The sequence below is a fragment of the Singulisphaera sp. GP187 genome, assembly GCF_900129635.1.
In the GTDB taxonomy this organism is placed as follows: domain Bacteria; phylum Planctomycetota; class Planctomycetia; order Isosphaerales; family Isosphaeraceae; genus Singulisphaera.
Genome location: NZ_FSRB01000003.1, coordinates 61,761 through 74,195 on the forward strand (window position 1 = coordinate 61,761; position 12,435 = coordinate 74,195).

The following is a 12,435-nucleotide window of genomic DNA, read 5'->3' on the forward strand; positions in this document are numbered from 1 at the left end:
GGCCGGTAAGCGTGGCACTTGCAAGCAGTGCGGCCACGCCTTCACGATCCCGACCCCACTCGAACCGGTCGAGATTCCCTCGACGTCCGACGTGATTCGACCCGTCGCAAAGTGTGGGGGGCTCCACGCGTAACGAGTCCGAGACGGGGACGCAACGGCGGTGGGCACCGGTGCTCGGACTTGCCGCCGGGCTCCTGGTGGGAGCGGGCGCGATCGTCTTCGCCCTCTTGCCACGGCCTGGCCGGGTGGCGGACGCCGTCGACGCACCTCGTGATCGATCCATCGCCGATCCCCTCGTCGCCGACACGCCCACGGGTGCTCCCAACCGGGAACCGGCCAAGGATCCCACGCCCGACGCTCCGGTTTCGCCGCCGAAAGACGACGGAATCCCGGCCTCGGTCGTGAGCGCCTCCACGCCAGTCATCCCCGAACCGCAATCGCAACCGCAGCCTGACGGGACGCCAGCGTCGGTGGTAGAGCCCTCGGTCGAGGTCGGAGAGATCCGCCGGTTCGAGGGGCACACGGACGGGGTCTCAAGTGTGGCGTTCTCGCCCGATGGCCGCAAAGCGTTCTCGGGCGGTGGTGACAAGGTCCACCGACTCTGGGATGTGACGACGGCCCAGGAGATTGGCCGTTGCGTGGGGGACATGGAAGCGGCTTCGGGCGTGGCGTTCTCGCCCGACGGCCGTCACGTGATCTCGGGGGGTGGTGATAAAACGTTAACGCTCTGGGACGCGGCGAGTGGCGCTCTGGTGCGCCGATTTGAAGGGGACACCGGTTCGGTGACTCACCTGGCGTTTTCACCTGACGGCCGGTACGCGGTCTCGGGCGGCTGGGATCGCAACGCCCGGCTCTGGGACGTCAGCACGGGTAAGGAAATTCGCCGCTTCGAAGGGCACACCGACACGGTCATTGGCGTGGCGTTCTCGCCCGATGGCCGGACCCTCGCCACCGGGAGCTGGGATAAAACGGTCCGGAGCTGGGATGTAGCCACCGGGGCGGAACAACGACGGTTCGAGGGGCACCAGGATCGAGCGGGCGACGTAACGTTCTCCCCCGACGGCCGCCAGCTCCTTTCCGGAAGCACCGACCAGACGTTGCGGCTCTGGGACGTGGAGAGTGCCAAGGAGCTCGCTCGGTTTGAGGTCGGGGCCGATGCCGGTTGGTCCGTGGCCCTCTCCCCCGACGGCCACCGCGCTCTTGCCGTCCACGACTCCAAGGTCGACCTCTGGGATCTGCCAACCGCCACGCGGCTCGTAAGCCTTGAGGGACACACCGATCAGGTCAAGGGGGTAGCATTCTCGCCCGACGGCCGCACCGCTCTCTCTTGCAGCCAGGATCGTACCGCGCGGCTCTGGGCGCTCCCGGCCGTCGCCGCGGGGGACTCAAACAAACCGATCGCCCCCCTCACTCCCAAAGTCCTGGCCCCGATCGCACCGGCCCCGCCCAAGGGTCCTGGGCCAACGCAGGCCGACCTCGACTACCTCAAGACGATCGATACCAGACTCGCGGACGTAAACCTCGCCACCCTGGCCGAACTGAAATACCTCTCGGTCGGTGAGGGAATCAACGACTCCGGTATTGAACGGTTCACGAGGCTTCCCAATCTGGAGTCGCTGTCCATCAATGGGGCCATACAGGTTACTGACACGGGTTTTGAGCATTTATCAAAGCTTTCCGAACTCAAATCGCTCTCGATCAGCGAAGCGGTCAAGGTGAGCACCGCGGGGTTTGCCCAACTGGCCAAGTTGTCAAAGCTGCGCGACCTCGATCTGTCCTACGCCGGCGTGGGGGATGCGGCGATCATGTCATTGGCGCCTTTGAAGGGCCTGAAACAACTTTCGCTCGACCAAAACACGGAAGTCACCGACGCTGGCATGTCCGCTCTGAAGGAGATGACTGAGTTGGAGAGGCTATCGCTCGGCGGCACGGCGATCCGTGGTCCCGGTCTTGCCAACCTCAAGAAAATGACCAAGCTCACCTACCTGACGTTTACGGACGGGCCTCGAACCGAGCCCGGGGCCCTGACGGACGTCGGGTTGGCTCATCTCAAAGATCTGCCCGCCCTGGAGGGTTTGAACCTTAATCTGACTTCCGTCACCGGCGCCGGGACAGCGTCCCTGCAACAGATCAAGCCGTTGAAATCCTTGAGTCTGAACAACACAAGAATCGGAAATGTCGGCCTCGCACGCCTGGCAACGCTTCCGAACCTCGCTGATTTGAACTTACACGGGACACAAGTCACAGATCCAGGGCTCAAAGTCCTGAACGACATGCCGTCGCTAAGGATCCTGAGCCTGAGGGTGACACGGATTACGGACGCAGGACTGGTGCACCTCAAGGGGTTGACGGAGCTCGAGAATCTCGACCTGGGCTATACCAGCGTGGGTGACGCGGGGAGGAAGCATCTCAAGGCACTGAAAAAGCTCAAGATGCTCAGCATCGAAGAGCCCCGCATCAGTGATCGGTCAGTCCCGATCATCAGTGGGTTCGAGCGTCTGGAATTCATGAACCCGCGCGACTCGAAGATCACGACGGCTGGAGAGGACGCGATCCAAAAGGCATTGCCGAAGCTGGAGATCGACCACGGTTGAAGCCATTGCGTGGCCCGTCGGGACGAGATCAACCTGAGATGACTCAAAATGACGACGCCCGGACTTGCGTTGGCAATCCGGGCGTTCGCGAGGGCCGTGGACGTACGCCGAACCGAAGCTCAAGCGTCGGCCAGGACGGTATCGATCCACTTGCGCTGCTGGTAGGATTCGAGGACGGCGTCGGCCACGATCTGGGCGTTGAGTCCGTCGAGGTAGCTCGGGACGGCGGGCCGCTGCTCGACGATGGCGGAGATGAACTCCCAGACCAGGTCGTAGCGGAACACGGTGGCCGGTTTTCCCTCCGAGGGGTTGCGCGGGCTGCCGCTCGGCTTGAGGAATTCGGCGGGGACGGGAACAGGCGCGAGGTCTTCCCCGGTCTTGCCGAGCAGGATCGTGTTCGGCTCGTGGAGCCGGTAGACGGCCGAGCCTTCCGACCCGTTGACCTCGGCCCACTCGTGACCGAAGCCGTCGCGGCCGTAGCCCTTGGCCAGGGTTGTCCCCTCCCAGACGCCGGTCGCTCCGTTAGCGAATTCGCCGATCAGGGACGACCAATCGTCGACGTTGGACGGAGGGCACGACTTGCCGTCGGGAGTCGTCGTGCGTGGCGCGAACCGGGCCACGGCGCCGCAGACCTGGGTCAAGGGTCCCATCAGGTCGAGTGCGAAGTCGATGCGGTGGATCGTCATATCGTAGAGGTCGCCCGCGCCGGCCTTGTCCTGGTACTGACGCCAGCCCCAACTCGTCTCGGGCCAGTCGAGGAACCGCTGCGAGCGGAAGTGGCGGGGGGTCCCCAAGGCGCCCGACTTGAGCAGGTGCCGCAGGTACTTCATCGACGGGGCGAATCGGTAGGTGAACGCCGTCATGTGGACCACGCCGGCGTCCCGCGCGGCGAGGTACATCGTCCGCACCTCTTCCGCGTTCAGGCCGAGCGGCTTCTCGCACATCATGTGCTTCTTCCCGGCCGCCGCGGCCAGGGCGATCGGGCTGTGAGTGAAGTTTGGTGTGGCGATGATCACGGCGTCGACATCGGGATCGGCACAGAGCGCCACGGGATCGGTCGTCACCTTGGCGATGCCCCAGTCCGCTTTCCGGCGCTCGAGAAGGTTCGGGTCCGCATCGCAGACGGCCACGAGCTCAGCGCGAGGGTCAAGGCGGATCGCGGGGACGTGGTGGTAGTCGCTGACCGCGCCCGCACCAATAATTGCCACCCTCACCTTGCTCGTTGGGGATGCGTTCGACATCGGACTCGGTCTCTCCTTTGGCTTGAGGCGGAAACGACTTTAGGCTCGGACGATCGGGTTCAATGGGGGAGGTGCGCACGAGTAGGGGGTTGCCTACGAAGCCACTGGTCCCAATGACTTGCCTTCAGGATACCGTCCTACTATCCTGCATGCGGCACCGCAAGAGGCCGGTCACATTTCCTCGCAGGTCACCTGGGGCGAGTCTCATGGCAAACAGTCCGAATATTCGTGTGGCCATTATTGGCCTGGGCTTCGGGGCCGAGTTCATCCCGATCTACCAGAGCTACCCAGGCGCCGAGATCGCGGCCATTTGCCGGCGTTCGACCAAGGAGCTCGACGAGTGCGGCGATCGTTGGAAGATCCAGAAGCGGTATACCCGGTTCGAGGAGGTTCTCAACGACCCCGAGATCGACGCTGTCCACATCAACTCGCCGATCCAGGACCATGCCCCCCAGAGCATCGCCGCCCTCAAGGCCGGCAAGCATGTCGCCTGCACCGTGCCGATGGCCACCTCGGTCGAGGACTGCCGCGCCATCGTCGAGGCGCAGCGGGCATCGGGCAAGGTTTACATGATGATGGAGACGGTTGTCTATAGCCGCGAATACCTCTTCGTCAAAGACCTCTATGACAAGGGTGAGCTCGGCCGGATCCAGTTCCTCCGGGGCAGCCACCAGCAAGACATGGAAGGGTGGCCCGGCTACTGGGAAGGGCTGCCGCCGATGCACTACGCCACCCACTGCGTGAGCCCCTGCCTGGCGATTCTCGGCAAGCATGCCGAGCACGTCGTCTGTCATGGGTCGGGGCGAATCGACGAGAAGCTGATCCCCAAGTACGGCAGTCCGTTCGCCATTGAGTCGGCCACGTTCAAGATTCGCGACTCCGACGTCTGCGCCGAGGTGACTCGCAGCCTGTTCGATACCGCGCGACAATATCGCGAGAGTTTCGACGCCTACGGCAGCAAGAAGAGCTTCGAGTGGCAGCAGGTCGACGGCGAAGAGCCGGTGATCCACACCCGCGGGCTCGCCGAACCGGAGATTCCCAAGCGAGTACCGGTGCCCGACTTCGCGCACCTCTTGCCGGAACCGATCCAGCGATTCACGACCAAGGGCGTGTATGACGCCGACGATGAACAGCATCTCTCGTTCACCCAGGGGGGGGGACACGGTGGGTCGCACCCGCACCTGGTCCACGCCTGGCTCAGCGCGATCCGAGGGGAACGCCCTGCCCTGCCCGACGCCGAGACCTCGGCGAACTGGACGATGGTCGGCCTCCTCGCCCATGAGTCGGCCATGGCGGGAGGAGAAAAGAAGGTCATTCCGACGTTCTGATCGGGACGTCGTTTGATTCAACTCAAGAAGAATTCCCAACGCCTCGATCCCGGCCCAGTCCGCCGGGGCGAGGCGATCTTCTTTGTCTCGAACCTCGGCGACGGAACACCCCAATGCGAATCACCTGGTACGGTCACGCCGCGTTCTTGATCGAAACCGAGGGCCGACGAATCATCCTCGACCCGTTTCGTTCGCCCGACTCCGGGGGTTACGAGCCGATCGACGAGCCGGCCGACCTCGTCGTCGTAAGCCACGAGAACGACCGGTATCACAGTCACCTGGGACAGATCCGACCGCCGTTTCAAGTCCTCAAGGCCCTCGACATCCCTCCCGAAGGAGAGACCGCGTGCGGGATCCATTTCGAGACGGTCCGGGTCTATGAGACGCCCGAGCGGAAGCCTGAGGACGAGGTGACGATCGTCCACTTTCGGGTCGAGGGCTTGCACGTCGTGTTTCTCGGCGACCTCGGGCACGCGCTCGACGCATCGGACCTGAAGCCGCTCCGAGCCGCCGATATCGTCCTCGCGGCCACGGGAGGGCCACCGACGATCGCGCTTGCCGAGCTCGCGCCTCTGATCGACGCGGTTGGCCCTCGGTTGGTGCTGCCGATGCACTACAAAACGCCCAAGATCAACCTCAACATCCAGCCCGTGGAGCGGTTCCTCGAAACCATGCCCGAAACGCCCGTCGACCGCCCGGGCCGGACCTGGCTTGAGGTGACCCGGGCCACGCTTCCCGAGAGCCGGACCATCGTCATCCTCGACCATGCCCGCTGAAGCGCAACGCGGATGTTGCGTCTCAGGCGAGTGGGGAGCGCGAGCGTGGTTGTCGACGTGACGTCGTTCCGTGCGGCGAACTTAAAGACAGGGAGCGATCCGCTCCCCGCTCGCCTTTGAAAGGCGAGCGGGACGGTCCGATCTCAAAGTTCGCGGAGCGCCTTGATGACGTCCATTCGGACGGCACGGATGGCGGGGAAGAGGCCACCGAAGACGCCCATCGCGAATGTCATGGCCACGGCGACGCCCATAACGAGCGGTCCGAATCGGAAGGTGACGGTCGACTCGCTGAACGTGTTGAAGTTGCTCATGCCGAAGCTGAAGGCGCTTAGCGGCAGCGTCGCAAGCAGGCCGAGTGCCCCTCCCAGGAGGCAGAGCAGGATCGACTCCCCCAGGAAGGAGACCAGGATGTCGAACTGCGAGAACCCGAGGGCGCGCAGGGTGCCGATCTCGCGAGTTCGGGCACCCACGGCCGCGTACATTGTGTTGGCGGCGGCGAACATCGCGCCGATCGTCAGGAGCACCGCGATCAAGGTGCCCGCGACTTTCAAGAAGTTGCCCGTCGCCGACTGCTTGGCATAGAACTCCTTCTCGCGATGCGCTTCGAGCTTGAACTGGGTGTCGTTGTCGATCGTCTTCTTGATCTGCTCGAGATCGGCCGGCGAGGACGCGCGAAGCTGAACACACGAGACGCTCCCCTCACGGGCAATGTCACGGGACAGGTCTTTAATATCCACCCAGACCTCGCTCTCCGCAGCGCTTCCGCTCGCCGTGAACAGTCCGACCACGCGATAAACCTGCTTCTCGCCCACTTTGATCAGACCGCCGATCTTTGCCCCTTTGAACCGTTTCGACACGTTTCGGCTGACAACGCACTCACCCCGGCCTGGCGTGAAGTAGTGGCCCTCGCCGGGAATCATCTCGAAGTTCGGCCGCAGGGCGCGGGATGCGGGTGAAACGCCGCGGAGGATGATGTTCGTCCGGCTCCCGTCGTTGCGGGCAACGACCGGGATGTATAGCAACTCCGGGGCGGCGAGTGGCATCCCCTTCTCGTCGCGGGCGATCCCGCTGAGGGTCAGGATGGTGTCGGCCTTGTCCTTGGCGTAACCGCCGTTGACCTCGTTCGATGACCCTTTGCGGAGGACGATCAGGTCGAGCGGATCGCCCGAGACCGTCATGCTGTGCTGAAGTCCTTCGACGAGGCTGAACAGGAGGCAGGAGGACCAGACGATCATACCGGTGCCGACGACCGTGAGCAGCGTCGTCACCCAGCGGACCCGCAGGTTGCGCGTATTGTATTTGATCGGGATCATGACGGGTTAGACCACCTTCCTCAGTCCTTGAATCACCGATCGCCGCGCGGCGGTCACGGCCGGAATGATCCCGCTCAGCAGCCCGATCAGGAGCGAGACGAGCAAGCCGCTCAGGGCCGTCTTCCACGAGACGAAGAAGAAGGGCAAGGTCCCCGCGCTGTAGCGCGAGATGTCCACAACATCGCAGAGGATCTTACAACCAAACGAGCCGAGCAAGCCGCCGATCCCGGCGACCAGGACCGCTTCGGCCAGCACGAGGTTGAGCACGAGGCTTCGATTGAAGCCAATGGCCTTGAGGATCGCGACCTCGGTCGTCCGCTCGCGGAGCGCCATGGCCATGGCGTTGCCCGCAACGAAGATGAGCGAGACGAGCACGGCCATGCCGATGGCCGCGATCAGCCACTGGAGGTCGCGCATCATCTCGCTGAACATCGCTCCGAACGCCTCCTCGGTCTGAGTTCGTGAGGGCTTGTCGGAGTTGACGTAGTCCGCGTCGATCTTGCGGCAAAGACTCGCCAACTGCGCCGAGTTCGAACACTTGGCGACGATCACGCCGGCGTTGCCCGACCCCGCCCCCTCCCCTTTCGAGATCCGCTTCAGGCCCTCATCGAGATAGCTCCAATGGAACATGCACATCCGTCGGTCGCGGTCGTGGGGTCCGTCGTAGATGCCTCGGATCGTCAGGTCGAGGTCGAACTGGTAGATGTCCCCCTTGAGCGGCAACGGGTCGCCGACTTTCCAGCCGCGATCCTCGGCGAGCTTGCTGCCGATGACACAGCCGGCCTTGTCTTCACGGAAGGCTTTGAGCTGGTCCGCCGGGATCGTGAGTTCATCGTAGATCTGGAAAATCGTGTCGGGATCGACACCGAACTGGGCGAACGGCATCTGCTCCTCGCCGTACTTGCCCCCATACCAGCTAAACGGGGTGGCTGCGATCACCCCTTCGTTCGCGGCGATTTCGCGGACCCGGCTGATCGGAACCTGGCCGGCGAACCCCTGCGAGTTCATCGCGACGATCCGGTTGTACTCTCCAAGCCCTTTGGCGACTTCGCCATTGATCGTGAAGAACGAGACGAGAATCATCATCAGGAAGAGCGTGACCGCCGTCGACGCAATCGTGAGCAGCGACCGGACCGGGTTGCGCCTGGCATTGCGATAGATGTAATGCAGGTATTTCATGTGGCGGCCCCGATCTTGGCATCTTGCATGATGTCGTCGACCAGCTTGCCCTTGTCGAGGTGGAGCACCCGACTGGCCCGCTGCGCGGCGAGCGGGTCGTGAGTCACCATCACGATTGTCTTCTGGAACTCGCGGTTGAGTTGCTCGAGCAGGTCGAGAATCTCACCCGCGCTGGTGCGATCCAAGTCGCCGGTCGGTTCGTCGGCCACGAGCAGGTAGGGGTCGGTCACGATCGCTCGGGCGATGGCGACGCGTTGCTCCTGACCGCCGGAGAGCTGGCGCGGATAGTGATCTTCGCGCCCTTCAAGGCCGACGACCCGGAGCGCGGTCATGACGTTCTCGCGACGGCGCCGCTTGGAGAGCTTCGTCAGGAGGAGCGGCAGCTCCACGTTCTCGAACGCGGTCAGAACCGGGATCAAGTTGTAGAGCTGGAAGATGAACCCAACGTTGTCGGCCCGCCACCGCGTGATCCGCGAGTCCGACAGCGATCCGAGCTCCTGACCATGGACGATCACCGAGCCCTGGGAGGCGCGGTCGAGCCCCGCAATCAGGTTGAGCAGGGTTGTCTTTCCCGAACCCGAGGGCCCCATCAGGGCGAGATACTCGCCTTCCGCGACGCGAAGGTCGAGGTTGACGAGTACCGGGATCCGGAACTCATCGCGGCGATACTCTTTCGTGACATCCTTCAACTCAATCGAATAGGCGGAATCATCCATGCGATTAGGCCTTTCAGCATTCACTGGGGTCGCTCGAATCCAAAGAACCTTCGGATCCGGTGACCCGTGGTGGCAAAGTCGGTTGAGGCGCAGATCCGGTCTCGACCGAGTGGTCGCAGTGGGACGAGATCTCCTCGCCTCCTTGTCTGGATTCGCCGAGGGCGTCAAACTCTTTCCGAGCAACCCGCGTCACTCGGAGATCTTGACTTCGATGTTTTCACGCAACGTGTTGGCAGGGTTCAAGATGACGGATTCGCCCTCTTTGAGACCCGCGTCGACTCGCGTCAGATCGTCGGTGGTCACGACGACCTCGACCCGGCGTTTCGCGATTCGCGATTTGTCGTTGACGACCCAGACGATCGAGTGTCCGTTCTCCTCGATCACAGCCGCCTTGGGGACGAACAGGAACGACCGGTTGGCGTTTGGGTTATTGAGCGCCTTGTCGGGCAGAAAGTGAACGGTGGCCACGAGTTCCGGGAAGAGGTGCTCGTCCGGGTCGAGGATTTCGACCTTCACTTTGATCGTTCCACGACTGCGGTCACCCATCGGAATGATTTGCCGGAGTCGGCCACGGTAATGCAGGTTGGGCACGGCACTGACCGAGATCTCTGCGGGCTGCCCCAAGGTGACCCGGGAAAGCAGGTTCTCGGCGATGTCGGTCTCAACCTCCATCGTGGTCAGGTTTGCCAGCGAGACCACGGCCGAGCGCCCGATCGAGGCGCTCATCGCCGACGGGGTGATCACCTCGCCCTCTTCGCCCTGCTTCTCCACCACGGTCCCGTCGAACGGGGCGAACAGGTGCATCCGGCGGATCATCTCCTCGGTCTCTTCGAGGTTCGCCTCGGTCAACTTCATGGAGGCTTCCACCGCTTCGACCCGCGCCGAGGCCATGTCCCGCGCCGCGTTGGCCTTCTCGATCTCCTCGATCGCGACCGTTTTCTGGTTATACAACCGCGCGGCCCGCGTGGCCTCACGCTCCTTCTGCTTCAGGTCGAATCGACCCTCGAGGATTTCGGCCTCATTCCGTTTGAGCATCGCCTTCTTCGAGGCGAGGATGGCCTTGAGGTCATCGTGCTCGAGGACCGCGAGCACGTCCCCTTTCTTGACCTTCGACCCCTCCTCGACGTACATCCGCTCGACGCGCCCCGGGATCGTGGCCCCGATCATCGCCTGGTGGCGCGATTTCAAATAGCCCTTGGCGCTGAGGAGCTTTTCCGCTTCTCCGGAAGTCAACGTTTGGACCAAGCCAATCGAGACCTCCGGCTTGGCCCTGATCTTCTCGAACTGCTGGTAGGCCACGCCCCCCGCCGTCCCCAACAGGGTCAGCGGAATTAGCCAGAGTAGGATTGTCGCCAGGCCAATCCCATTTCGTTTTCGATTGCGATCGCGACCACGGTCGTGGTCTTGCTTGGGCCGTCGCTCGCGCGGAGCCTCTTTCGACTCCGCCTGATGTCGGTCGATCTTCAGTGAAGCGAGATCGTCGCGCAGACTGCTCGCCATGAGCCCGACCCCTTCCCTTTTGTGGGTATGGCCAGAACGGCATTTGAAATGTTGCTGACTTTGTGAACGTTACACCGACATCACACGTCTCGTCGAGAGACGACACGGTGAACGGCACTGAGGTTCATTTGGTCAGTAGTATTGCGACTGCCGCCCACTTCGTCTACTCGAAATTGATGACAACCTGGCGACACGATGCCATTCCAGCGAGCCCGTCGGCGAGTTCGCCAAGGGGCAAGCGGCTTGTGACTTGGCCCCGTGACGCTTCGCTGAACCCATGATAAATTCATCAATGATTTGCGAGCGATCGGCGGTCAGGATCGGATGATTTCCGGAGAGTGGGCATGGCACGCCATCCCGATCTCCTTGCCGAAATGGAGGTTAAAGAGGTGGGCCGTGCCCACCTTACGGGAATCGTTGCCCCACGACGACGCCATCGCCGATCGCTCCGAAGCCGGAGGAAACGAGTTCGGCGAAGCTTGACTTGCTCCCCTATGGGCGAGCCCTACGAGCCCGTACAACGGAGAACTCGCAAGATCGGCTTATTCGCCATGTTTGACAAAATTTATCTCGAGTGAAGCGGCTCCACAACCGATGAATTCTACTGAAGTTAGTTCCAGGGTGGGTGGAGGGCGTCGGCGAACCTGGCGGATTGCCGACGCCCTTCTCTTTCTGCTCCGAACCCTGAGGCTCGCGAGTTGCGCCTACCGCAGATCCGTGCTCGGTTCGCGTGAGGCTTCCGCCTCGGACGGCTTGACCGTAAGTGAGTAAATTCGGCTCCGCTCGTTGAGCGCCCGAAATTTGCCCGTGACGACGGTGACCCGATCGTCGTGCTTAATTCGGACCTTCCAACGCGTCGGCTTGGGGATTCCGCCGAACCCTCCCCAGTAGACCACGAACCACTTGTACTCGCCCGCCGGCCCCGTCCCTTTGACTTGCCCCTCTCCCGTCGGGTCATCGCGAAGCCAGTAAACGTTTTCCGGCCCATAGCCCTTCGTGTTGTCGACGTCGAGCTCTCCCCCGAGGCCGGCCTTGCCCTTGGGGTCCTCCCAGTAGATTTCTTTGCCGCCAGGCTCGATCACGTGAAGGTCGAGGTCCGCGTCGTTATCCCAGATCAAGGTAAACTGGGGGTCGCCCACTTTCACCTCGACGCCACGGATGCTCTCCCCCCCTTGCCCGAACTTCGCCAGGCCGAAGCCGTCGCCATTGCCGGCCCCTGGGTTGTTGTTCTCGATCCCGCCGTCGGCCGAAGCCTTCTCTGCGCCGGCGAACTTCACCCCTACCTTCGGCTCCAAGGCCGGGATATCGAGCGGGCTGAGTGACGCCGGAACGGGATCCGCGGGCGCGGGTGTCGGGTCCGCGGGGAGGGTGATCGACGTGTTGAGGCCCCCTGTGAGCGTCAGGCCCTCCTCGACCCCCCGCTCACTCCCTGCCAGCCTCGCGTTCAGCGCCCGCGGTGCGTTCACGCTGGGGCTGAAGTACCAGCAAGCCAACACGAGGAGGAACACCGCGTGTAACGCCAGGGACGAGGCCCATCCCTTCAACGCCTCGGCCGTGAAGAACGGGGCTTCGACGTCCTCGTCTTCCGCCGTCGCCACGACCAACGGGACCGGCCTGGCCGGCTTGGCGACCGGAGCAACGACCCTCGCGACCTTGGGCGACTCGCTGGACATCGCACTTCTCCATCGGGTCAGACAAGGGTGAGCGATTCAGAGTGAACAGAGCCGTGACTCGAGGGGGAGAAAATCAGCCAATCGTTCCATCCAGCATAGCATGGTCTGAAAACCG

The 12,435-nt window shown here is 63.0% G+C and carries 9 protein-coding genes; 3 read left to right on the top strand and 6 right to left on the bottom strand.

Annotated elements, in window-relative coordinates; genetic code table 11:
- Positions 1-170: 170 nt before the first annotated feature.
- Entirely contained in the window at positions 171-2,594 is a 2,424-nt protein-coding gene (locus BUS42_RS36230; protein ID WP_074315882.1) for a hypothetical protein, read from the top strand.
- A gap of 119 nt (positions 2,595-2,713) precedes the next feature.
- On the opposite strand, the gene BUS42_RS36235 is transcribed toward BUS42_RS36230, so the two are convergent.
- Positions 2,714-3,802, bottom strand: coding sequence for a Gfo/Idh/MocA family protein (locus BUS42_RS36235; RefSeq protein WP_254054043.1), 1,089 nt, complete (start codon positions 3,800-3,802; stop codon positions 2,714-2,716).
- A gap of 239 nt (positions 3,803-4,041) precedes the next feature.
- On the opposite strand from BUS42_RS36235, the gene BUS42_RS36240 reads away from it, so the two are divergent.
- Complete coding sequence (locus tag BUS42_RS36240; RefSeq protein WP_074315888.1) at positions 4,042-5,163, top strand: Gfo/Idh/MocA family protein; 1,122 nt, start codon at positions 4,042-4,044, stop codon at positions 5,161-5,163.
- A 113-nt stretch (positions 5,164-5,276) separates the two neighbouring features.
- Entirely contained in the window at positions 5,277-5,939 is a 663-nt protein-coding gene (locus BUS42_RS36245; RefSeq protein ID WP_074315891.1) for an MBL fold metallo-hydrolase, read from the top strand.
- 143 nt (positions 5,940-6,082) lie between these two features.
- Here the strand turns inward: BUS42_RS36245 and BUS42_RS36250 are convergent, their stop codons facing one another.
- The 5 genes from BUS42_RS36250 to BUS42_RS36270 form a co-directional block, all read right to left on the bottom strand.
- On the bottom strand, positions 6,083-7,252 hold the full coding sequence (locus BUS42_RS36250) for an ABC transporter permease (protein WP_074315894.1): 1,170 nt from the start codon (positions 7,250-7,252) through the stop codon (positions 6,083-6,085).
- Positions 7,253-7,258: 6 nt separating this feature from the next.
- Positions 7,259-8,431: an ABC transporter permease gene (locus BUS42_RS36255; protein WP_074315896.1), complete on the bottom strand. Its 1,173-nt coding sequence runs from the start codon at positions 8,429-8,431 to the stop codon at positions 7,259-7,261.
- Positions 8,428-9,147, bottom strand: coding sequence for an ABC transporter ATP-binding protein (locus tag BUS42_RS36260; protein WP_074315898.1), 720 nt, complete (start codon positions 9,145-9,147; stop codon positions 8,428-8,430). Before BUS42_RS36260 ends, BUS42_RS36255 begins: the two co-directional genes overlap by 4 nt.
- Positions 9,148-9,336: 189 nt before the next feature.
- Positions 9,337-10,647, bottom strand: coding sequence for an efflux RND transporter periplasmic adaptor subunit (locus BUS42_RS36265; RefSeq protein ID WP_074315900.1), 1,311 nt, complete (start codon positions 10,645-10,647; stop codon positions 9,337-9,339).
- A 704-nt stretch (positions 10,648-11,351) separates the two neighbouring features.
- Positions 11,352-12,320, bottom strand: a complete 969-nt coding sequence (locus BUS42_RS36270; RefSeq protein ID WP_074315902.1) for a YfaP family protein — start codon at positions 12,318-12,320, stop codon at positions 11,352-11,354.
- Positions 12,321-12,435: the final 115 nt, after the last annotated feature.